The sequence below is a fragment of the Capnocytophaga sp. oral taxon 878 genome, assembly GCF_002999135.1.
GTDB lineage: Bacteria > Bacteroidota > Bacteroidia > Flavobacteriales > Flavobacteriaceae > Capnocytophaga.
In genome coordinates, this window is record NZ_CP027229.1 from 73,523 (window position 1) to 95,386 (window position 21,864).

The window sequence follows — 21,864 nt, forward strand, 5'->3', positions numbered from 1 at the left end:
AAAGAATGTTATGAAAATAGTGAATTTTATAGGAGTATTTTTCCTCTTTACAGTAGGAACCCTCACAGCACAAACTAATTATGATGCTGAAATAGCACATTCTAAACGTACTATTGATTCTATTATTAGTGCTGAAAAAGCCTTGTTAAAAGAAAAACTTATTGATATTGATAAGCAAGTAGAAAGCCGACAGATTACTGCTGGAGTGGCAAAAGAGCTTAAGTTACAAGCTGCTGAAACTGCTCGGGCTACTATCCAGTTGAAAACAAAAGAAGTAGCTACTAAGTTGTCCTATACTTTACGCCAAAAAGTTGATGAAAACCATGCTTTGTTAAAAGGATTAGATACTATTAATACAGTTGATTATAAGACAGTAATGCAGAAAGTAGATTCTATAAGTAATGAGCCAAAAAAAGAAAAACCTAAAAAACCTCAACACTCTAAAACAATACAAAAGATAGAAATATGGGAGTTTGATGAAGGTAAATACTATAGGGAACGTACAGAAGTTGCAGGTGTAATAGCTTTTGCTTTTCATAACCTAAATAGTGATTTACATTTTGGAGATAATCGTTACCGAGCTTGGGGATCTAAATCGTTTGAGTTAGGTTATCAGCTTAATACTCGTGTATTTAAAAATAGTAATTTGTTACATGTTACTTATGGTGTATCGTGGATGATGGATAAACTGAAAATGAAGGGAGATGAATATTTTGTAAAGGAAGGTAATATTACCAAAATAGTGCCTTACCCTAAAGAAACAGTACGTTCTAAATTCAAAACTAACTACTTTATCCTACCTATAAACCTTGAATTTGATTTGGGATCATCGTATGAGGAAAATGAAGAAACTTATTACCCTACTCAAAATAATTTTCGTTTTGGTTTTGGAGGTTATGTGGGGATATTATTTGCTACCAAGCAAAAAGTAAAATACTATGAAAAAAATAGTGTTGTAAAAGATGTACAACATCGTGATTTTAATGTAAACCAATGGACCTATGGACTATCAGCACATATAGGATATCGCTCAGCTGTATTTTATGCACGTTATAGTCTTGTTCCCCTCTTTACTAATAACCCTGTCAATGAATATCCATTTTCTATAGGTATCCGTTTTGAAGTTAAGGATATAGATTAATAAAACGTTCATATAAGGTCTTTTCTTTCTCACTACAACCTTTACTTAGCACTTCATTTTTGAAATGGAGTGCTATTTCTTTATTAAATATTCCTCTATCTTTAAAAATCTTGAAAGTATGATCAGCTAATACTTCCGACCATTTATAACTATAATAACCTGCAGCATATCCCCCGCTAAAGATATGTGAAAAAGAGTTAGAAATACACACTTCTTTAGTAGTTGGGTACAGCTCTTTAGTGAGGCTTACAGTTTCTTCAATATACTTTACACTATTAATTTCGTGATTGTTTTTAATATTATGCCAAGCCATATCTAGAAATCCAAAGTTTAACTGTCTAAGAGTAAGTATATTTTCCATAAATTTTCCTGCAGCTTTTATTTTTTGAACCCATTCTATAGGTAGAGGTTCTCCAGTTTGATAATGATAAGCAAATAACTGTAAGGCTTTTTCTTCATAACACCAATGTTCCATTAGTTGGCTAGGTAATTCTACAAAATCACGAGCTACATTAGTGCCACTTAGATTAGGGTAAGTGATATTTGAGAGTAACCCATGCAAAGCGTGCCCAAATTCGTGAAATAGAGTAGTAAGTTCATTAAAAGTAAGTAAAGAAGGCTCGGTAGTAGTTGGACGAGTGAAATTACATACTATGGATACGTGTGGACGTGAGTTATAACCTTCCAAATCGATGTACTGATTTTTATAGGTAGTCATCCAAGCACCATTCCGCTTGCCAGCTCTTGGAAAGAAATCAGTGTAAAGTAACCCTATATAATCGCCTATAGTATTAGTAACTACATATACTTCTACTTCTGGATGATATACTTCTACCTCATGGGTGACTTGAAAGTGTAAGCCATATAGCTTATTAGCCACTGCAAACATTCCTTGCACAGCCTTATCTAAAAATAGATAAGGTTTTAGTAGGTTATCATCAATATGGTATTCTTGTTGTTTTAGTTTTTCGGCATAATAGGCAAAATCCCATTGCTGAAAAGATCCATCATAATTAGGGGTGTTTTCTTTGTGTTTTTCAGCAAAATTCTTTAGGGTATCCAATTCTTCTTTAGCTTTAGGTAAAGTATCTTTTAAAAGCTTGTTAAGGAATACTTGTACTATTTCAGGAGTTTCAGCCATGCGTTCTTCTAATACAAAAGTAGCATAGTTTTCATGTCCTAAAAGACGAGAACGTTCTCGTCTTAATGAAGCTATTTGTAGTACTATTTTGTTATTGTTATACAAATTATTATGTGTACAACGACTGTGATAAGCAATGAATAGTTTTTCTCTTAGTTTTCTGTTATCAGCATATTTTAGTACAGCAGTATAAAGGGGAAAGCTCAATGTAAATATCCATCCATCAACATTACGTTTTATAGCTTCTTCTTTAGCCATCTCAAGAGCATAAAGAGGAATCCCTTTTACTTCTGAAGGGTCAGTAATATGCTCCATATATAATTGATTTTCAGATAGTAAATTTTCTGAAAACTTTAGTTTCAAAAAAGCTAGTTCTTTGTCTATTTCACGTAAACGATTTTTTCGATTACGTAATAAAGCACCATTACGCACAAAATCTTTATATGTTTTTTCTACTAAAGTGAGCTGCTCACCGCTTAAGCCAAGCTGCTCACGTTGTTTATATACTAATTTTATACGCTTAAAAAGCAAAGCATTTAACCGGATATTACTTGTGTAGTCAGATAGTAAAGGACTTACAGCTTGTGCTTGTTGCTGTAGTCTATCAGTACTTTCAGCACTATTTAGGTTAAACAATATAGAGGTAAGCCTGTCTACACGCAAACGACTGTAAGTTAAAGCCTTAATAGTATTCTCAAAGGTTGCTGGTTTGTAGTTGTTAGCTATTAGGGTCACCTCTTTTAAGCTAGTTTCTATAGCTTTTTCAATAACCTCTTTAAAATCAATAGTTGAAAATTGAGAAAAAGGTACTGAATCATACTGTGTGCCAAATACTGGTAACGAAATGCTTAGCTGTTCTTTTTTCATCTATTTACTGTCTTGCATAGCAAAAACTGATTGTAGTAAAGGGGTAGTACGTGCTGCTATATTAGTTCGTATTTCTTTTTCTTTATCACCAACTTTTACAAATAAACCATTAATAGCTTGGGAGGTCACATAATTAGTAAGGTTTGCTTCTACTGGTTTTACTAATGGGATTTGATTGTATTTATTTATGATGTTTTCCCATATTTTATCAGCTCCTACAGCACTTAGAGACTCTTGAATTTTAGGAGCAAAAGCCTCTTGTAAAGCACTTGAAGTAGTGCGTTGCAGGTAAGCTGTAGCAGCAGTACTATCACCTTTAAGAATATTTAAAGCATCGCTAAAGGTCATATTTTTGATAGCAGATAAGAAAATAGGTTTAGCTTGGGTTACTGCATTTTCTGCAGCCTTGTTCAATATTTTGAGCCCTTCGTCAGCAAGAGATCCCATTCCAATAGTACGAAGAGTTTTATCTACTTTTTGCAATTCTTCAGGTAAAAGTATACGTACAGTTTGATCTTTAAAATAACCGTCACTTTGACTCAGTGCATCTACCCCAGCACTTACCCCAAATTCTAAAGCCTGTTTAAGTCCTGCAGCAATACTTCCACTGCCTCCTTGTGAAGTATTAGCTAATACTTGTTGCAATTCGTTGCAACTGTTTAATGTAAAAGAGCCTATTACCAATAGGCTTAATAACATAAGTTTTTTCATTGTAAAGTATATTAAAATTAAGTATTATTTATATAATTCATAGCTCTAAATTCTCCAATAGTTCAATGTAAGATAAAACTTATTATTTATCTTTTAGTTGCCACTGGTAGTAAAGAGCAAAAATAGTAGCAAATAATAAAGGAAATGTAACAACAATTCCTATGCCAAAAGCAAAAAATCCACTTAAACTGATAGTGAAAGCTGAACTTACAACTAACATTACAGTAAAAATAAAAGGTATTATGCGCTTGTAACTTTCACCCATTGCTTTTAATACAGGCTTATTTTCAAAAATAATAATAGGAATTGTGAGAGAGAAAAGTAATGAAATAACTACTAAGGTAGCCATACTAAAGGCTGGCAAGCCTAGACTGCCTAATACAATAGCTATAATAGTTTTAAAAGCCATTAACAAAAATATGTAAGCAAGAAGGTTAGCAGTATAGTTAGATCGAAAATAAGCAAAAACATTATTTAAATTAGTAGGTTCTCCCTTGGTGATAGCTGCATAATTGTGATACAATCCTGCACTGAAAGGAGTTAAAATGCTATCTAACAATAGCATAAAAAGCCATATTTTAAAGCCAAAAGCAGGGTTGACTGCTAAAGCTTCTATCTTTTCAGTTTTTTGAGTAAGTAAAGCAATTTCTTCAAAGGGCATTCCAAAAATAATAGGAGCTAACCACCAATACAATAGTGAAATAACAATAAAAAGGATACTAGAAGCTATGATGTGTAGTAAGGCAGTGCTTATATATAGTCTAAGGGCTATTTGTATAGTTTTTGAAAAATTCATTATAAATTTAAAATGATTGTGTAAGGACAAAGTTACGGCGAATGAGATCATCATTCATACCTACACTAAAACGTTCTTTGTGGTATTTTAGCAAGAAAATATTTTTTATATAACGGCGAACTTTACTGTACAGAAGGGCAGTAGGAGCCACCTCCCCAGCAATATATAAGCCTACTTGCTCAGTATCAATGTCAAGTTGTTCAATAGAAAAAAGAATGTAGTATAAAAAGTCTTCAATAGTTTCATAGCTAAATCTGTTGAAATAGTATAAGCGTTTTCCTCTAAATACTACAAAGTAAAAAGAACCTACTTCAGCATATACATACATCATTTCATATGCATGAGTAGCATAGTGCTTTAAAAACATTTTCAGTAAGGCTGTGGCAAAATGTTGATAATCAAAACGTCCATAATAATGTAGTAATGCATTATTCATGGCACTGTTTGGCAGATAAGCATTCAATATTTCAATAGAGTGAATTTTATCTACCTCAACTGCAGTAGCAGGTACATCAGTTATATCTACACTATATTTAATATAAGGAATTAAATTCTCCTTCTCGCTACAAAGAGGTTGTGGAATAAGAGCAAAATAAGGAGTGTTATGAAGTACCCTAATGTTATCAAAATCTTGCCGTAAGTCATTTTCGTTCTCAATTATAGCATATAGTTGTTGCTCTATTTCATTTTGAGATTTATGGTTAAAATTAATAGCAAAATTATAAACAGATTCCACATACCGTTCTACTGGGTTAAACACACAAAAAGAAAGTCCATCCAAGTTAATTTGAATGGACAATTCTTTGAAATACGTATTTAAATCGTTATTCTTTTGCAATTTTTGCGTCATACGAAGTTGGCCAGTTACCATTTACAGTAAGTTCTTCAAGTGAGCCCACTCTAATTTCATCACCACTAATATCCTCAACTGAATTTTTAGTTAGTTCTTTGGCTACTAAATCTTTGTCAAGATCACCGATAACATCCATTTTCTTTACAAATACCAAAAATACAGATGATTTTACATTGTTCTTTTCAATCTCAGCAGTTTTCATAGTGAATTTAGCCTGAGGTAGGTTGCCAAATTTAGGTAACCATTGTAAGTCTTTGTAACGAGAGTCATCTTTAAACAAAGAGTCTTTTACCTTTACGTGTCCTAAAGTATCAATACGTACACCTTGGCGCATTACTTCAATGTTAAAACTTCTGTCAAATTCAGTCCAGCTAGTATCACGTTGTGATGTGATAGTGAACTGAGCATTCTCAACAAAATTAGTAAGTTGATCGAAATTATCCGCATACTTACCATTAATTTTTAGGTAAGCATCCTGTACATTACGGATGTCTTTCAATTTCTTTATCACCTCAGTGAAACGATCAGTTTTAATTTTGTTGAACTCAATAGGTCCTGTAACTGACCTGTAAATTAGGTAGCAAAATACTAAACCTAATACCCAAAATGCAATTGTTACAATTCTTTTCATTGTTTTAATACTATAATTAATAATAAATCTTTTTGACTGGTATTGCGCAAAACTACAATCTTTTTTTGAAACAAAAAAATTATTTTAACTTTTTTTTATATCTTTGCCCCTATATAGCTGATTTACAATGGACAAAAACACCTTCTTTCAATCTCTTTTACAAGGGTTTAAACACGTTCCAACGCCTTCCCAAGAAGTTGCGTTAGAAATGATAGCTAGCTACATTTTTGATAAAAAAGCCTCTGAAAAACTCTTCCTTTTGAAAGGATTTGCAGGTACAGGGAAAACATCAATTACCAATGCAATTATAAAAACACTTCATTTAGTGGAACACCAAGCAGTATTACTTGCCCCTACAGGGCGCGCAGCTAAGGTAATGACCTCTTTCACGCAAAGATTAGCTTATACTATTCATAAATATATTTATTACCACAAAAATAGTGCCGGAGAGCTTTCTTTTTCTCTTCGAAATAACAAATTACATAACACACTCTTCATTGTAGATGAAGCTTCAATGATTTCACACAACGAAACTGCCTTTGGATCAGCCTCTTTGCTTACTGACCTAATTCGTTTTGTGTATATGGGGCACAATTGCAAACTCTTATTGATAGGTGATACAGCACAGCTACCACCAGTACATACAACTGAAAGCCCAGCTTTAAATATAGCACATTTGGAATGTCTGTATCAAAAAGAAGTGATTGCTACTGAACTAACTGAGGTAGTGCGCCAACACCATCGTTCAAGTATACTTCGTAATGCAACCCACCTTCGTAAGGTGATTACTAATCCTTATAATTATAATAACTTTCAATTTAACTTAAAGTTACCTGATCTTATTCGTCTATTAGATGGCGATGCTATTCAAGAAGCTATTAATGACGCTTATGATGAGTATGGAAGTGAAGAAACAATAGTAATTGTACGCTCTAATAAAAGTGCTGTAGTGTGGAACCAACAAATACGTCGAATTATTTTAGATGCTGAAGATGAAATTGAAGCGGGAGATTTACTAATGATAGTAAAGAATAATTATTATTGGTGTAAAGATAATAATCAGGTTAGCTTTATTGCTAATGGAGATACTATTGAAGTGCTTAGTATTCAACATATTGATGAGTACTACGGTTTTCGTTTTGCGAAAATCACTGCTCAACTTATAGATTACCCTAATATACCTCCTTTTGACACTGTGATATTGCTTGATACTCTTACTTCAGAAACCTCATCTCTTACTAATGAGCAAAACAGAGTTTTGTATGAAGAAGTCTTAGAAGAGTATGCTTATGAATCTTCTGTTTATCAGCGATACCAAAAAATTAAGGAAGACCCATATTACAATGCATTACAGGTCAAGTTTTCATATACTATTACCTGTCACAAAAGTCAAGGTGGGCAGTGGGATGTAGTATTTATTGAGAAACCCTACCTGCCTCAAAACTATGTGATAGATGAAAGCTATTACCGGTGGCTTTATACAGCCCTTACCCGTGCTAAAAAGAAAGTTTATCTTATTGGTTTTACTGATGAAGATTTTGTTTAGATAATAGATTAAATGTTAAGTACTAGTAATAACAGCAGCCTGAGTAGGACATACCCCATTAATACGATCTCCTATACCTACAAAGCGTACTTGATAATTAGGGTAGGAGTATAGCAATCTGTTTATAAATGATTGAAATTCGCTGTCATTCCATTCAAAATGATGATCTTCGTGACGTATAGAATTTTCAGGATCATCAAAATAATGGATGTTAAATCGACTGTCTGGGGTAGTGATAATCATTTTGTGAAAATTCATACTAAGACACTTAGCTACTAAGGCTTCTGCATCAGGTATCGGATTATGTTCTATCACTTCAGTAAGTAGAATATTTACAGGATTATTGTAGTTAAAATCGTTCAAACTATTTAGAAAAACTAAGTTTTCGGTATCCATCTTATAGCGAAGGGAATGTGCATATTCAGCTACTGAAGGGTCTGTATCTGTAGCAAAGTAAGGATGGTTATAGGTATAGTTTTTCCGCATAAAGCGACGATAGTACTTCATTTCGCCACAGCCAATGTCTAAAATAGGATAATCAAAACCAAATTCTTTCACAGCAAACTCCATACGACTGCCATGAGTATCGGTGAACTGGAATTCAATATTTAGACCTTTCTCTTTGAAGTAAGTTTCAAATAATGGACGTATATCGGTAAGCTGGCGTTCACTTTTTACTGCTTTTTTTATAAAAAGGTAGAATACAAAATAAGGTACATCACTAATATTAGTGAGGATACGAGCGTACTTTTGTGCAAAAGAATCATCAATATAAGTATATTCACCATATTCATTGGTGATATGGCTGATAACAGCAATAAAACTGAGTAGGTTCACCGCCTCAAAAATAGTTTTGCCTTCTACTTTTAAGGACACATTATTACCAATAAGAGGGGTGATTTGACAATTTTTGAAGTAACGTTCTAAAAGGAAATTTCCATCTTTATACCATGATGAATTTATATACAAATTTTTAACCTCAATAGTACAAGGCTGGTTATCTATCTCACTTCGTGATTTCCCTAACCATTTTATTTCTTGTGTGAAATAAGCTTCTTTCTCTTGCAATAAGTCTTTGAAAAACTCATTACAACAATGCAGAATTACCAAAGGAGAGCAGTAACTTTGAAAGTCAATTTGATTACTTTCCTCAGGAAGATAACTATAACGTGTGTCCTGAAAAACCACATCATATTGGTGAGCATTTATAGCATTGCCTACCAATTGTCCATTGCGAAGAGCTTTAGCATAGATGCCAAAATCGGTATCAGGGTTTTTGTTCAGCACATCTAGTAGATGTGGGTTATGTGAAGAGATTTGTATAATCATTATTACAATTCTTTACGTAGTCGAGCTACTGGAATATCCAGCTGCTCACGGTATTTGGCAATGGTTCTCCGAGCAATAGGGTAGCCTTTTTCTTTTAGTAATTGAGCAAGCTCATCGTCAGGTAGAGGTTTACTTTTGTCTTCTTTAGCAATAATATGTTGCAATATTTGCTTAATTTCACGAGTAGATACATCTTCACCCTGATCATTTTTCATAGCTTCAGAAAAGAAATCCTTAATGAGTTTTGTGCCATAAGGGGTAGTGACATATTTGCTACTTGCTACCCGTGATACAGTAGATATATCCATCCCTACTTTATCAGCTATATCTTTTAGTATAAGAGGCTTGATTTTTAGCTCATCACCAGTAAGGAAATACTCGCGCTGGTGCTCCATAATGGCCTCCATAGTAATAAGTAGAGTTTGTTGCCTTTGGCGAATGGCATCAATAAACCATTTGGCTGAATCGAGTTTTTGCTTAATAAAGAACACAGCCTCTTTTTGTGAGTTACTTTTCTCTTTACTCTTTTTGTAAGTGTCAAGCATAGTAGTATACTCTTTTGATACGTGTAACTCAGGAGCATTACGTCCATTAAGAGAAAGTTCTAACTCATTATCAACTACTTTTACAGTAAAATCGGGGATAATTTGTTCAATATGTACATTGTTACCCGAATAGCTGCTACCAGGTTTAGGGTTAAGGCGTTCAACTTCTTGTACGGCTTCTTTCAGTTCTTCTTCACTTACTAAAAAACGTTGCTGAAGTTTATTATAATGTTTTTTAGTAAAAGCCTCAAAGGCTTCTGTAAGCATATCAATCGCTAGGCTTATTGCAGGTGTTTGCTTTTTGCGACGTAACTGTACTAGTAGGCACTCTTGTAAACTGAAAGCACCAACACCAGGGGGGTCTAGCTGGAAGATAATTTGCTGCCGTATTTCTTCAACATGCTCTTCATCGGTATAGATGTTCTGTGTAAAAGCTAGGTCGTCGGTAAGGTCTTGTAAAGTACGACGAATGTAGCCCATATCATCTATACTACCTACTAAAAATTCAGCAATCATATAATCCTCATCGGTTAGAGTAAAGGTGTTTAGCTGATTGATGAGAGATTGATGGAAAGATATTTCGGCACTGAAAGGAACATCGCGATCTTCCTCATCATCAGTGTAGTTATTGCTGTGTAGGCGGTATTCAGGTATTTCGTCGTCACTAAGGTATTCATCAATATTGATGTCGTTCATATCAATGATTTCGCTGTCATTATATTCATCAGATGAATTGTCGAACTCATCGCGAAACTCATCATATACATCTTCTTCGCGCCCTGATTCTAAGGCAGGATTTTCTTCCATCTCCTGTTTTACACGTTGTTCAAATGCAAGGGTCGGGAGTTGTACAAGTTTCATCAGCTGTATTTGCTGAGGAGATAGTTTTTGTGAGAGTTTAAGTTGTAAATTCTGTTTTAACATTTTTATAAATTAGGGCGCAAAGGTACAAAAAAGATATAAAATATTAATTACTATTTAAAGTTAAAATAATTTTTACAGTTTTAAAAACTATTTTTATATCAATAAAAAGAGAGTATCGTTTTATATAATATAAATCATATTCTAACTTTTTGATGTTATCTTCAGGAGTAGCTTTTGGTATATGGATTTGTGCCCATCCCGTAACACCAGGTTTTATCATATGTCTTAACTTGAAGAAAGGCATCTGTTCAGCACATTTCTCTACATATTCTGGTATTTCAGGACGAGGACCTATAATGCTCATATCTCCCTTTAGGACATTATATAGCTGTGGTAATTCATCTATTTTTGTAAAACGAAGTATCTTCCCAATAGGGGTAATTCGACTGTCATTAGCTTGTGTAAAACCACCGTTATTAATAACCATAGTCCGTATCTTATATATTTTAAAAGGTTGTCCTTTTCTTCCTATACGTTTTTGAGAGAAAAAAACACCTCCTTTTGAACTTAAGAGAGTAACTATTATACCTAGAATAGTGAGAGGAAGAGCAAAAGGAAAAGCAAGAAAAACAATTGCTAAATCAAAAATACGTTTTACTAAACGATGTCTAATACGTTGTTTTATAGAAAAAATATCATCACCAATATATTTTTTAGCTTCTAACTTAACTATTGGAATACGTTTATTTATAGCTTCATAAAACTCCTCAGCCTCATAAACAATAATGCCTTTAGTTCTTAACTCAATGATTTCCCTAATAATATTGTCAGGAAATTCTTTAACTTTTGATGTCTCTATTACAATAATGCTAATTTTTAATTTGTTAACAATACTAGTGATATCTCTTTTTTCTTTTAAAATATCATACTTGATTATTCTGTGTGATTTTGATATGTCAGATTCTTCTAATAATTTTGTGAGAATACCTCCTACATTAATAAATAAGCAAGGAGTTCTGTTGTTGAATATTTTCATAGATGTATTTATTATATAAAGCAGTTTTCAGCAAAAGTACTGAAAATACTTTAAACTGCAAAAAAATATTTTCTTTTTTAGGTCAAATACGCAAAATGAAATAAGTAGTGTTTTTTGGAGTTATTGCTTACTCTGCTCCACTACCTTGCTGCCTATTAGCAGGCGTGAAGCTAATTGTTTTTACTTTTTCACGACTTACTGATATATTTTTTTTCTTGCCTCAAAGGTATTTTAAGAGTATCTGCTACTTGAGTGGGTTGTAAGGCGTTTTTCCTACATAAGTATCCTCAAAAAAAAGATATTAGTTTCACCCTCCAAAAGGTCATATTGCTACCAGTGGGTTGCATAGTCTATTAGATAAGTGCTTTGCTCTATTTTGGGTACTATGTAATATTTGTAGTCGGCAGGCACTTTGAGTTGTTGCATATCAACCAAGTACACTTTGGTTATCTCATTTTATACTGTAAAGGGTTTTTAATTTCAAAGTGAACATTAGTTTGATTTTGAGAGGTAGTAACCTGGATAAGGTTGGCAGCTTGGTTACTATCACTTTTTACACTACTAATACCTCTTACTTAAATGCCATTTGTACTTCCTGAAAGGCTGCTTGTAAGATTTCCTTATATCCTATGAACTATAGCCTACCATTAGCCCCTCCTCTAATGCTTCAAGATCTTCCTCAAGTATTATAGTCATTGTCTTTTGCCCCAAAACATAAGTCATTTTGTAACCCATATACAAAATTTCTAACACTTTATTCTTAGCACTGGAGGCATCAAGGCTAAATTTACCATCAAAATCAGTCATAGCGCGTATAGTCGTACCTTTTACAACTACAGCAACCCCTGGCAGAGGATTTCCTTTTTCATCAAGTATAATACCTTCTATAATTTCTGTAGTTTCTTTTAGGTTTTTAGCCTTTTGCATTAGGTTAGTATCTACATTGCCATAGGTAAGAAAATAAGTCTGTTGCTTAGGTGTTTCATCTGATATATTAGGGTCAACTGATGAAAGAGTAAGTATTACATTATTTCTCTCTTCTTTTTTAGTGTTTTGTTGTACATTAGCTTTGTATACAATGTTAATGGGTAGAGTAATATCAATAGCACGGAGGTCGTATGAAGGGGTCCAGCGGGCGTTATCTACAATATATTGTATTTCAATGGGGTAACTTTTAGCTGTCTCTGCAGTTACTTTTACTAATATTTCACCCTTCTCGGTGTTGTTTTTGCTTAAAAGGGTTTGTTCCTGGCTCAGCAGTTTGTTGTAGTGTTTTGTAAGCTGCTTTTTTTTCTCAATACGACTATTTTGTTCAAACTTCAGCTCTGTAAGTTGCTTGTTGTAATACTCAGCTACTTGTTGCTGATTTGTCTGCTGTACAGGCATATTTTTACCGTTGAGGTCTTTGTTTTTCTGTAATAACTCAAGATTATTTTTTACAGTCTCTAAGTAAGTTTCCTCATCATCTATCTGCTTTTCTACCGTTTTAATTTCTTTTTCCAAAGCTTCTACTTCAGGCAAAGCTTCCTTTTTATCTAAAGAATTAGGCTTAGTACTTACCGATAATATCATTACTCCTGAAACAGCTTTCACTGTTACACTTTCAGGGGCAATCAAAGGAGAAAGATTAGTGAATTTAAGTTCACTTACCCCTTTAGGTAGCGCAATATTCTTTTTACGGGTTATTTGCGCTCCATTAGTGAATACAGTTACTGCATCTACAGTAGTTATAATTTCCTTAGGCGCTTCTTGTGCACTTATTAAAGTGCTGAAAGCCAATCCTGTCAAAAGCAACATCTTCTTCATTTTATTTGTTGATTTTGAATTTGTTAATCATTTATTTTATGTTTTGCTACACCAGCAATGTTCTTCACATCCCATTGTACAGTTTTTACAAATGGCTTCTGCCTAAACTTACAATCAATAGCGCATAACTCACATGAAAAAGGCTTACAGTAGTCCAAATGAAAGTTAAATTCTATAGTCCTATCTATTTTTTCAGCCAATAGGTGTATTACTTTTTCCATTTCGGTATGGGCTTCTTTCAGTGGGTAGTAGTAAGGCAAGGTAATATGACCATCAATATGTAAGTGAGCGCCAAACTGCTGGATGCGCATATTGTGAATGTCTATCCATTCTTTTTTTCTATTAGTTTCCAAAATAGATACCAACTCAGCAAAAAGTGCTTCATCATTCTCATCCATAATGCCACTAAGGGCTTTGCGCACTATCTTGCCTCCTACTATAATAATATAACCACCAAAAATAAAAGCCACCAAAGGGTCAAGCCATACCCAACCCGTGAAATGCACCAGTAGCAAACTTACTACTACTCCTATGGTCGAAACTGTATCCGATTGTAAATGTTTGCCCGAACTTATCAGTACCAATGAGTTTTGTCTCTTCCCTTTCTGTTCCGAAATATAACCCATTATATAGTTCATAAGGGCAGTGAAAGCTATAATTGTTATCCCCCAATCCAATCGATTTAGGGTAATTCCATTTATAAAAGAACTCACAGCCTCTATAATAATGAGTACCCCAGCAATAGCTATAAGGGCTCCTTCAACAGCCGAAGTTACAAATTCTACTTTGCCGTGTCCATAAGGATGGTCAGCATCACGAGGTTTATTGCATAGATATAATGAGTACAGTCCCATAAAGGCAGCTATAATATTCACAATGCTCTCCATCGCATCCGAGAAAACAGCATCAGAATCCGTAAGCTGCCACGCTATGAGTTTTCCAATAAAAAGTAATACTCCTATAAAAGCAATAATTTGCTGAAACCGAAAACTTTTCATTTATTTCTAAGCAACTAAATACTTACTTCTGCTGCCGATAGCAAAAAGTTATGTATATCAGTATTGCGCATAAAAGGTTTCAATTTCTCGCTACCTGGTCCATACATTGCAAGCTCAGTGTAGTCCGATGAGTGGTCCATACTTATCCACCCTACCGAGGTGTGCGCTTTCTGAAGCTCAGCAAATAGGCGGTAAGGCAAGTGCTTGTAGTTATACAAGCCTTCTTCACTGCGTTCTGCCTTTGAGTAGTAAGCCAATAATTCTTTTGCTTGCTCTTCTGTTAAGTTCATTCCTCCACAGTGTTGGGCTATATGTTCACGTACTTTTGCTACCGAATCATTAGGGTTGATGTTTTGCAATATCCAATCATTACTATGAGTAAAGTTTTGTAATCTATCAAAGTTATCATTACAAGTTTTACCGTAAATAAGTCCTGGGTTAGCATTACCGTGGTCAGAGGTTATTACCACAAGGGTATTACCATCAGCTTTAGCAAAGTCTATAGCCACTTTCACAGCTTCGTCAAATGCCACTTGGTCATATAATAAGGCTCCTATATCGTTACCGTGTGCTGCCCAGTCTACTTTTCCTCCCTCTACTTGTATTACAAAACCTTTAGGGTGATTCTTTACTTGTTCAATAGCTTTAGCAGTCATCTCTGCAATGGTAGGCATTTTTGCCTTATCTTCACTGCTTTGTTCTCTGTCGATAGAGTAGAGGAGAGCCTCTTCTGCAAATAGTCCATAAAGTGGTTTATTAGTAGGGGCTTTTTCCATTTCCGCTCTGGTACGTGCTACGGTATAGCCTTTCTTTTTTAGGGTTTCAAAAAGGTCTTTTTTATCTTTCCTATGGTTAGGGTCAAAGTATTTACTACCTCCACCAAGCATTACATCAAAACCTAATTCGGTGTAGTTCAATGCTATCTCGTCCATAGCATTACGGCTTTTACTCCAAGTACAAAACCCTGCCGGAGTTGCGTGGTTTATCATTACAGTAGTCACACAACCTACTTTTTTGCCAGCTTTCTTGAACTTTTGTAGGATAGGCATATTCTCTTTCCCATTGGGGCTAATATTTAAGCTACCGTTATTCACACGTACGCCTCCTCCCCATGATGAGCTCGCTGCCGAAGAGTCCGTTACTACCGAACTCGCCGATGCCATATCCATCACAGCTCTTTGGGCAAGATTATTCTCATATAACCCCATCCAAGCCGATGGTCTACCAAATTTACGCTTTAAGTATAAATCTGCCATCACCAAGGTGCCAAAACTCATACCATCACTCACCATAAAAATAATATTTTTAGCACGTTTATTTTTATGTGCTTCTCCAAGAGTTTGTGCTTGCAAATCAAACTGAGGTAGCACCAAGCCTCCTAAGGCTGCCAACGCACCACGTTTAAAAAATGATCTTCTTTCCATATATTCTTAATTATTAATTGTCTTTATTGTTTAAAAGAGCGTTCCATCCGCGCGCTATTATTGGTATCTGTTGTCCATCGCGTGTTATAAGGTTCGCCCCGTTATTCTTTTCGGTAATATACCCTATCACTGTAAAGTTAGGGTTCCCTTTTATCTTATCGTAATCTTCTTGTTTAATGGTGAATAGCAGCTCATAGTCCTCACCTCCGCTCAGTGCAATAGTAGTACTATCCAAATCAAACTCCTCACAACTACTTATCACCTCTGGGTCAAGAGGTATCTTTTCCTCATATAAGTTACAGCCTACCCCCGATTGCTTGCAGATGTGCAATATTTCCGATGATAACCCATCACTCACATCCATCATAGCCGTAGGCTTCACTCCCAATTCTTTCAGCAGTGGCGGGATATCCTTGCGTGCTTCAGGCTTCAGCTGTCGCTCCAGTATGTATGAGTACATCTCTATATCAGGCTGCGAGTTTGGATTTACTTGAAAAACAGCCTTTTCTCTCTCCAATATCTGTAGCCCCATATACGCCCCACCTATATCGCCAGTAAGTACCACAAGGTCAAAAGGCTTAGCTCCACTGCGGTACACCAAGTCCTCTTCATTAGCCTCTCCTATAGCCGTTACCGATATGATAAGCCCTCTGGTTGATGAAGTCGTATCTCCTCCCACCAAGTCTACCTCATAACGCTCACAAGCCAGCCGTATCCCAGCGTATAGTTCGTCCAAGGCTTCCACAGGGAATCTGTTCGATACCGCTACCGATACCGTTACCTGCGTCGCCTTCGCATTCATCGCATATATGTCCGATACATTTACCACTACCGCCTTGTAACCCAAGTGCTTTAGTGGCACATAGGTCAGGTCAAAATGAACCCCCTCTATAAGTAAGTCTGTCGATACTACCATCTTCTTACCACCAAAGTCCATCACAGCAGCATCATCGCCTACCCCCACTATGGTCGAAGCGTTTTTAATCCCAAAACCCTCCGTTAGTCTTTCTATCAGCCCAAACTCACCCAAGTCACTCAGCTGGGTACGTTCAGTGTTTTTATCTTCTATCATTTAGCAAAATAGTTTAAAGCAATCACCCCCCCCAGATGCATCGCCTCGTGAGCATTGTTAAAGTTAATAGCATCCTCAATACATCCAAGAGCATACCCATAACTGGTCGTATAAGGAGTAAAGTTCTCAAATACCCCACGCTCATAATCCGCTTGCAGCTGCTTCGCACTGCTTATTAACAATGCCCGCAGCTCCTGAATCTCCTCAGCAGTAGGAATATGCCCATCAGGGTAAGTACCCTTCTTGTAAGTCTCAATAAATTCCTCATCTACAGCAGGTTTCACCCCCGATAGCCTATAACATAATATCTGCTGTTGCGCTACACAATGCGCTATATTCCACCACATATTGTTGTGAAACCTTTCCGGAATCTGCGCCAAGCCTTCTGCCGACACGTTCTCTAAATAAGTAAGTAACTTATCTCTTGTTGCCACTTGCAAGGCAAATACTTCTTCTCTCAATGCCATATTCTTAATTTCAAAATCACGATGCAAAGTTCCAATTTTTTTTTCACTTGTGCAAATACTTGTCCAATAAAAAAACGCAATCCCCCTATATACAGCCTTTTCCCCTCCTACATACACCCCAAAACTAAGCACCCCCCAACCCAATCCCACCCTCACCCCAAGATGAACGAATGAATAACGAAGGATAAACGAACTCTAAACGAAGGATAGAAAGACCATACCTCTACACCCATCACAACCAAATCTTCCCCAAAATACCCTATTATCCAAAAAAGATTTGTATCTTTGCGCCCTAATTTAAAAAAGAAAACGTATGTATCAAGTAATCAAACAATTACATTCACTAACTGCCTATATCGCGTTAGCAGTACTCATCGCAGCAGTTATCAATGCCCTTATAGGCTATGCTAAGAAGAAACAATATTTTCAAGTCAAAGACCTACGCCTTAGCCTCTTTGCCCTCGTGTTCTCACACATACAGCTCCTGTTAGGATTCGTAGTGTACTTCCTAAGCCCACGAATCGAAATGTGGGGCGAAGGCGCCAAAGTAGTAATGAAAAATGCCGAACTACGCCAGCTCCTACTGGAACACCCCGTAATGAACATCATCGCCATCATCCTCATCACCATAGGATGGTCAAAACTAAAAAAACAAAAAGAGGTACGCTCAATGTTCGCCAAAATAGCCCTCTTCTACGGCCTAGCACTCATCTGCCTCCTCTCAATGATTCCATACCGTTTGTGGTGGTTCTCATAAACACAAAATAAAAAAAAGTCCGATATTGCTATCGGACTTTTCCATTAACCAACCAAAACTTTAAATTATGAAAACTATTATTTGAAGTTTTACAATGAGCTACCACCCTCATTGCGACGGCAAAAGTACAAGGTTTTCTACAAACCACCAAAATAAATTCTTGGTTTAACAAAAGTTTAACACAAAAAACTTAAAACATAACCCTCGTATTTATGATTCTAAAACTTGCACAATTACTCTGGAAATGCTGGTTCTACATACTAGTAACCACCCTGATAATCATACTGTTACCCATTTTAATTGTTCTTACATATAAAGCAAAATGGTACCGCCCCCTCTACTGGGTAATACGCCACCTATGGGCAACCCCTATCCTCTACGCAATGGGCTTCATACCACGCATAAAAAAAGCATATAACTTTGATAAAAACCAAAATTATATGCTCGTAGCCAATCATTACAGTATGATGGATATAATGCTAATGTTCTATATCAGCCCCAATCCTTTTGTGATAGTAGGCAAAAAAGAACTCTCACGCCTGCCCCTCTTCGGCTATTTCTACAAGCGCGTAGCCATTATGGTCGATAGAAGCAGCCCCCAAAGCCGCCGCGAGGTCTATACACAAGCCCTCAAACGCGTACAAGCCCATTTAAGCATCTGCATCTTCCCCGAAGGCGGTGTCCCCGATGACGAATCCATCATCCTCGATTCCTTCAAAGACGGCGCTTTCAATATAGCCCTTCAGTGCCAAATACCCATCGTGCCCATCGTATTGCACGATACCAAAAAGCGCTTCCCCTTCCGCTTCTTTGCCGGCTCACCAGGGCTTATGCGCGTAACCATCCTGCCACCTGTCTCTACACAAGGCAAAACCCTTGATGATAAAAACACACTAAAAGAAGAAGTCCACCAAATTATTCTCCATACCCTAATATCTTAAATAGTTTATAGCTTCAGATAACTCTTTAAGGCTTCAATATAGCTTTCAAAAGCCATAAGCCCTTTATGAGTAAGCCGAAGCTCAGTATTAGGATAATTATCCTTAACCGATTTTTTAACTGTAATGTATCCCACAGCCTCCAGTTTCTGTATCTGTACCGATATATTTCCCGATGTAGCCTTAGTAACCTCCTTAATACGAACAAAATCTGCTTTCTCTTCCGATACTAACAACGATACTATCGCCAACCGAAGTTGTGAATGCAAAATAGGGTCAAGTTCACTGAACATAATCTTTAAATGATTTGTATTCTACTTAGGTATCAATATAGTAAGCACCTGTAATAAGCACACTCTCACTTGCTCCCAAGCCTATTTTAATTTCGCCTGAAGCAAGGTGATAGCTGCCAGCGTGGCAACTATCACCAGTAGCAATATTACAGTAGTCCTTGCCTATTATTAACTTCTTTTTACTTCCTGTTTATGTTGCTTATACAGTTCCACACCAGGAATTAAGAACAGCAAGCACGCCACCCCCGATGATAGCAAAGGCAAATACACCCCATACTGATAAAACAAAACACTATACGTAACAATCACCCCCATAACCGAAGTAATTATCCATAACCGCATCTTTAGCTGCAAAGCCACAGCCAAAGCCACAAATGAAAAAGGAATATAGCACATCAGTATAACTATTTCAAACCTATTCCACGAAGTCAAAGGAATGAAAAAGCTCAGCATAGCCACTGTTCCTGCTATAAACCACGCCCAGTCTAACCAGTCTGTCGCATAGGCTGCTCTGCGTTGTTTATTTCTCTTTTTCGCTTGCATTACAAAGTTGTACACAAAGCCCAAAGGCATTAGTATAGCCCACACCATCCCCGATTGTTTTGGGTAATATGAAGTGATGAGCATCACAAATTGTACAATACCGGCAAGGGCAATCAAAGATCCCCAAAAAAGCAAAAAGAAACCGTTCTCTTCATACTTTTGCTTTCTCTGCCCAATAATCTCTTGAATAATTTTCAAGCTTTCAGAAGGATGTAATTCCATAGTACTAAATATTTAAATGTTAATTTCGAGGGCAAAGATAATCAAGTTTATTTTATAAACCAAATAATTTTGCAATTATTTTTCCATAAGCACAAAAAAACTTTGCCAAAGACATCAATAGCCCATAGTGCTATAATCTTTGGCAAAGTTTTAAACTTTATAAATTCACAAGTATTAGTGCGAAACTAACCGTGCTACATATTTCCCTATTACATCAAATTCTAAGTTCACTACACTACCTACCTTTAGGTTGTGTAGGTTAGTATGTGTCAGGGTATAGGGTATCACTGCTATGCTAAAACAATCCTTCCCAGCATCTACTACAGTTAGGCTCACCCCATTCACCGTAACCGAGCCTTTCTCTATCACTACATTCCCTAATGAAGGGTCATAAGTAAAAGTAAAGCGTGTGCTGCCTCCTTCTTCTTTTACAGCTACACAAGTGCCTATTTGGTCTATATGTCCCTGCACTATATGCCCATCTAGTCGGGTACCCAATAGCATACCACGTTCTAAATTCACCTCATCACCCACCTGCAAGTCTCCTAAGTGTGTTTTGCGCAGTGTTTCAGCTATAGCTGTTACTTGGTATGTATCGCCTTCAATAGCCACAACAGTAAGGCATACACCATTATGAGCTACACTTTGGTCTACTTTTAGCTCATTAGCAAATGAACATTTTACATATAGTTGTAAGTTAGCTCCCTCACGTTCCACTCGCACTACGTGCCCTATTTCTTCTATAATTCCTGTAAACATAAATTAATTTTTCAATTCTTTAGGTACTTTCTCGTATCCTTTCTTAACCGTTGTTGGTTATTAATAAGTCTTATCGTTTGCTGCTTATCTTTCACTTAATCCAACTCTCCTGTTAATTCAGCAAATACTACACTTGCTCTTTTGCCCTCATATAGTACTTTGTACACAGCGTCAAGTATAGGTGTTCTACTTGGTTTTTCTTGGTTTTTGTTAATAAGGTAAGCGCTTTTAGTAGCGTAATACCCTTCTGCCACCATGTTCATCTCTGCCATTGTACTTTTTACGGTGTATCCTTTGCCTATCATTGTCCCAAACATCCTATTCCTACTGAACAATGAATAAGCCGTTACCAGCAAGTCTCCCAAGTAAGCCGAGTGATTAATATTCCTCTTTATCTTGTAAATATGCTTAATATAGCGTCGCATTTCTCTAATAGCATTACTCATCAGCACACTCTGGAAGTTATCACCATACCCCAATCCGTGTGCAATACCAGCAGCAAGAGCATAAATGTTCTTCAGCATCGCCGCATACTCTATCCCCACCACATCATCCGATATTTTAGTCTTCACATAGTGTCGTTTCATAGCCTCTGCCATAAACTGCGCTTTTCTCTCATCAAGGCACGCTATAGTAAGGTATGAAAGGCGCTCTAAGGCCACCTCTTCAGCATGGCAAGGGCCTGCTATTACCCCTATTTGTGCGTAAGGCACCTCGTGTATTTTATTAAAGTACTCTCCCACTATTAGTCCACTCTGCGGTTCTATACCTTTAATAGCCGAAAAAATATTCTTATCTCTTAACTTCACCGTTAGCTTATCCAATTCCTTACTCAAAAAAGCCGACGGAATTGAAAATACAATATAATCACTAAAAGTCACAGCCTCATTAATATCATTAGTAAGGTGCAGCTTGCTCACGTTTAAGTGTACATCACTTAAGTAGTTAGGATTGTGTTTTGTTGTTCTAATGTGTTCAATAGCTTGCTCATTGCGCATATACCAACACACTTGGTCTATATTTGCAGTAAGTATCTTAATCAGTGCCGTAGCCCAACTACCTCCACCAATCACCGATATTCTACTGCCTGTATCTGTTTTTGTTTCAGTCTTTGTCTCCATCTTT

Annotated in this window: 21 protein-coding genes; 4 read left to right on the top strand and 17 right to left on the bottom strand. The window is 36.3% G+C overall.

Features of this window, described 5'->3' with window-relative positions; translation table 11 throughout:
- The first annotated feature begins 10 nt into the window (after positions 1-10).
- The gene (locus tag C4H12_RS00380) at positions 11-1,141 is read left to right on the top strand and encodes a hypothetical protein (protein WP_106097146.1); all 1,131 of its coding nucleotides are present in this window, start codon (positions 11-13) and stop codon (positions 1,139-1,141) included.
- Here the strand turns inward: C4H12_RS00380 and C4H12_RS00385 are convergent.
- The 5 genes from C4H12_RS00385 to C4H12_RS00405 form a co-directional block, all read right to left on the bottom strand.
- A complete protein-coding gene (locus C4H12_RS00385) occupies positions 1,125-3,149 on the bottom strand; it encodes a M3 family metallopeptidase (protein WP_106097147.1) in 2,025 nt (674 codons plus the stop codon). The two genes, C4H12_RS00380 and C4H12_RS00385, sit on opposite strands and share 17 nt — an antisense overlap.
- A complete protein-coding gene (locus tag C4H12_RS00390; protein WP_106097148.1) occupies positions 3,150-3,860 on the bottom strand; it encodes a DUF4197 domain-containing protein in 711 nt (236 codons plus the stop codon). It abuts the gene before it with no gap.
- An 82-nt stretch (positions 3,861-3,942) separates the two neighbouring features.
- The gene (locus C4H12_RS00395; RefSeq protein ID WP_106097149.1) at positions 3,943-4,656 is read right to left on the bottom strand and encodes a beta-carotene 15,15'-monooxygenase; all 714 of its coding nucleotides are present in this window, start codon (positions 4,654-4,656) and stop codon (positions 3,943-3,945) included.
- Positions 4,657-4,663: 7 nt separating this feature from the next.
- Positions 4,664-5,506 (bottom strand): DUF3822 family protein, encoded by an 843-nt coding sequence (locus C4H12_RS00400; protein ID WP_106097150.1) that lies wholly within the window; start codon positions 5,504-5,506, stop codon positions 4,664-4,666.
- Positions 5,481-6,140: a hypothetical protein gene (locus C4H12_RS00405; RefSeq protein ID WP_106097151.1), complete on the bottom strand. Its 660-nt coding sequence runs from the start codon at positions 6,138-6,140 to the stop codon at positions 5,481-5,483. Before C4H12_RS00405 ends, C4H12_RS00400 begins: the two co-directional genes overlap by 26 nt.
- A gap of 127 nt (positions 6,141-6,267) precedes the next feature.
- Between C4H12_RS00405 and C4H12_RS00410 the strand changes: the two genes are divergently transcribed.
- A complete protein-coding gene (locus tag C4H12_RS00410) occupies positions 6,268-7,686 on the top strand; it encodes an ATP-dependent RecD-like DNA helicase (RefSeq protein WP_106097152.1) in 1,419 nt (472 codons plus the stop codon).
- Between the two features lie 15 nt (positions 7,687-7,701).
- Here C4H12_RS00410 and C4H12_RS00415 read toward each other — a convergent pair whose 3' ends face one another.
- The 8 genes from C4H12_RS00415 to C4H12_RS00450 all read right to left on the bottom strand — a co-directional run bounded on the left by C4H12_RS00415 (position 7,702) and on the right by C4H12_RS00450 (position 17,221).
- Complete coding sequence (locus tag C4H12_RS00415; protein ID WP_106097153.1) at positions 7,702-9,015, bottom strand: hypothetical protein; 1,314 nt, start codon at positions 9,013-9,015, stop codon at positions 7,702-7,704.
- Positions 9,016-9,017: 2 nt separating this feature from the next.
- Positions 9,018-10,484, bottom strand: coding sequence for an RNA polymerase factor sigma-54 (gene rpoN, locus C4H12_RS00420; protein ID WP_106097154.1), 1,467 nt, complete (start codon positions 10,482-10,484; stop codon positions 9,018-9,020).
- 43 nt (positions 10,485-10,527) lie between these two features.
- Positions 10,528-11,460 carry a sugar transferase gene (locus C4H12_RS00425; RefSeq protein WP_106097155.1) on the bottom strand — a complete coding sequence of 311 codons (933 nt, stop codon included), beginning with the start codon at positions 11,458-11,460 and terminating at the stop codon, positions 10,528-10,530.
- Between the two features lie 627 nt (positions 11,461-12,087).
- Positions 12,088-13,266 carry a mucoidy inhibitor MuiA family protein gene (locus C4H12_RS00430; RefSeq protein ID WP_106097156.1) on the bottom strand — a complete coding sequence of 393 codons (1,179 nt, stop codon included), beginning with the start codon at positions 13,264-13,266 and terminating at the stop codon, positions 12,088-12,090.
- Positions 13,267-13,289: 23 nt separating this feature from the next.
- Positions 13,290-14,264: a cation diffusion facilitator family transporter gene (locus tag C4H12_RS00435; protein WP_106097157.1), complete on the bottom strand. Its 975-nt coding sequence runs from the start codon at positions 14,262-14,264 to the stop codon at positions 13,290-13,292.
- Positions 14,265-14,278: 14 nt separating this feature from the next.
- Entirely contained in the window at positions 14,279-15,688 is a 1,410-nt protein-coding gene (locus C4H12_RS00440) for an alkaline phosphatase (protein ID WP_106097158.1), read from the bottom strand.
- A gap of 13 nt (positions 15,689-15,701) precedes the next feature.
- Entirely contained in the window at positions 15,702-16,760 is a 1,059-nt protein-coding gene (gene thiL, locus C4H12_RS00445) for a thiamine-phosphate kinase (RefSeq protein ID WP_106097159.1), read from the bottom strand.
- Positions 16,757-17,221 (bottom strand): DinB family protein, encoded by a 465-nt coding sequence (locus C4H12_RS00450; protein WP_106099381.1) that lies wholly within the window; start codon positions 17,219-17,221, stop codon positions 16,757-16,759. Before C4H12_RS00450 ends, thiL begins: the two co-directional genes overlap by 4 nt.
- A 319-nt stretch (positions 17,222-17,540) precedes the next feature.
- Between C4H12_RS00450 and C4H12_RS00455 the strand changes: the two genes are divergently transcribed.
- Positions 17,541-17,984: a hypothetical protein gene (locus C4H12_RS00455; protein ID WP_106097160.1), complete on the top strand. Its 444-nt coding sequence runs from the start codon at positions 17,541-17,543 to the stop codon at positions 17,982-17,984.
- Positions 17,985-18,196: 212 nt separating this feature from the next.
- Positions 18,197-18,925: a 1-acyl-sn-glycerol-3-phosphate acyltransferase gene (locus C4H12_RS00460; RefSeq protein WP_106097161.1), complete on the top strand. Its 729-nt coding sequence runs from the start codon at positions 18,197-18,199 to the stop codon at positions 18,923-18,925.
- Between the two features lie 5 nt (positions 18,926-18,930).
- Here C4H12_RS00460 and C4H12_RS00465 read toward each other — a convergent pair whose 3' ends face one another.
- The 4 genes from C4H12_RS00465 to C4H12_RS00480 all read right to left on the bottom strand — a co-directional run bounded on the left by C4H12_RS00465 (position 18,931) and on the right by C4H12_RS00480 (position 21,860).
- The gene (locus tag C4H12_RS00465; RefSeq protein ID WP_106097162.1) at positions 18,931-19,215 is read right to left on the bottom strand and encodes a transcriptional regulator; all 285 of its coding nucleotides are present in this window, start codon (positions 19,213-19,215) and stop codon (positions 18,931-18,933) included.
- 168 nt (positions 19,216-19,383) lie between these two features.
- On the bottom strand, positions 19,384-19,980 hold the full coding sequence (locus C4H12_RS00470) for a hypothetical protein (RefSeq protein WP_106097163.1): 597 nt from the start codon (positions 19,978-19,980) through the stop codon (positions 19,384-19,386).
- Between the two features lie 174 nt (positions 19,981-20,154).
- Positions 20,155-20,739, bottom strand: coding sequence for a riboflavin synthase (locus C4H12_RS00475; RefSeq protein WP_106097164.1), 585 nt, complete (start codon positions 20,737-20,739; stop codon positions 20,155-20,157).
- Positions 20,740-20,834: 95 nt separating this feature from the next.
- Positions 20,835-21,860, bottom strand: a complete 1,026-nt coding sequence (locus C4H12_RS00480) for an NAD(P)H-dependent glycerol-3-phosphate dehydrogenase (protein WP_106099382.1) — start codon at positions 21,858-21,860, stop codon at positions 20,835-20,837.
- Between the last annotated feature and the right edge of the window lie 4 nt (positions 21,861-21,864).

What these genes read in the sequence shown, in the direction of transcription:
- C4H12_RS00430 (WP_106097156.1), bottom strand. Translation starts at nt 13,266, where the DNA reads ATGAAGAAGATGTTGCTTTTGACAGGATTGGCTTTCAGCACTTTAATA.
- C4H12_RS00440 (WP_106097158.1), bottom strand. Translation starts at nt 15,688, where the DNA reads ATGGAAAGAAGATCATTTTTTAAACGTGGTGCGTTGGCAGCCTTAGGA.
- C4H12_RS00470 (WP_106097163.1), bottom strand. Translation starts at nt 19,980, where the DNA reads ATGGAATTACATCCTTCTGAAAGCTTGAAAATTATTCAAGAGATTATT.
- C4H12_RS00400 (WP_106097150.1), bottom strand. Translation starts at nt 5,506, where the DNA reads ATGACGCAAAAATTGCAAAAGAATAACGATTTAAATACGTATTTCAAA.
- thiL (WP_106097159.1), bottom strand. Translation starts at nt 16,760, where the DNA reads ATGATAGAAGATAAAAACACTGAACGTACCCAGCTGAGTGACTTGGGT.
- rpoN (WP_106097154.1), bottom strand. Translation starts at nt 10,484, where the DNA reads ATGTTAAAACAGAATTTACAACTTAAACTCTCACAAAAACTATCTCCT.
- C4H12_RS00425 (WP_106097155.1), bottom strand. Translation starts at nt 11,460, where the DNA reads ATGAAAATATTCAACAACAGAACTCCTTGCTTATTTATTAATGTAGGA.
- C4H12_RS00415 (WP_106097153.1), bottom strand. Translation starts at nt 9,015, where the DNA reads ATGATTATACAAATCTCTTCACATAACCCACATCTACTAGATGTGCTG.
- C4H12_RS00395 (WP_106097149.1), bottom strand. Translation starts at nt 4,656, where the DNA reads ATGAATTTTTCAAAAACTATACAAATAGCCCTTAGACTATATATAAGC.
- C4H12_RS00390 (WP_106097148.1), bottom strand. Translation starts at nt 3,860, where the DNA reads ATGAAAAAACTTATGTTATTAAGCCTATTGGTAATAGGCTCTTTTACA.
- C4H12_RS00465 (WP_106097162.1), bottom strand. Translation starts at nt 19,215, where the DNA reads ATGTTCAGTGAACTTGACCCTATTTTGCATTCACAACTTCGGTTGGCG.
- C4H12_RS00385 (WP_106097147.1), bottom strand. Translation starts at nt 3,149, where the DNA reads ATGAAAAAAGAACAGCTAAGCATTTCGTTACCAGTATTTGGCACACAG.
- C4H12_RS00410 (WP_106097152.1), top strand. Translation starts at nt 6,268, where the DNA reads ATGGACAAAAACACCTTCTTTCAATCTCTTTTACAAGGGTTTAAACAC.
- C4H12_RS00475 (WP_106097164.1), bottom strand. Translation starts at nt 20,739, where the DNA reads ATGTTTACAGGAATTATAGAAGAAATAGGGCACGTAGTGCGAGTGGAA.
- C4H12_RS00460 (WP_106097161.1), top strand. Translation starts at nt 18,197, where the DNA reads ATGATTCTAAAACTTGCACAATTACTCTGGAAATGCTGGTTCTACATA.
- C4H12_RS00435 (WP_106097157.1), bottom strand. Translation starts at nt 14,264, where the DNA reads ATGAAAAGTTTTCGGTTTCAGCAAATTATTGCTTTTATAGGAGTATTA.
- C4H12_RS00480 (WP_106099382.1), bottom strand. Translation starts at nt 21,860, where the DNA reads ATGGAGACAAAGACTGAAACAAAAACAGATACAGGCAGTAGAATATCG.
- C4H12_RS00455 (WP_106097160.1), top strand. Translation starts at nt 17,541, where the DNA reads ATGTATCAAGTAATCAAACAATTACATTCACTAACTGCCTATATCGCG.
- C4H12_RS00405 (WP_106097151.1), bottom strand. Translation starts at nt 6,140, where the DNA reads ATGAAAAGAATTGTAACAATTGCATTTTGGGTATTAGGTTTAGTATTT.
- C4H12_RS00380 (WP_106097146.1), top strand. Translation starts at nt 11, where the DNA reads ATGAAAATAGTGAATTTTATAGGAGTATTTTTCCTCTTTACAGTAGGA.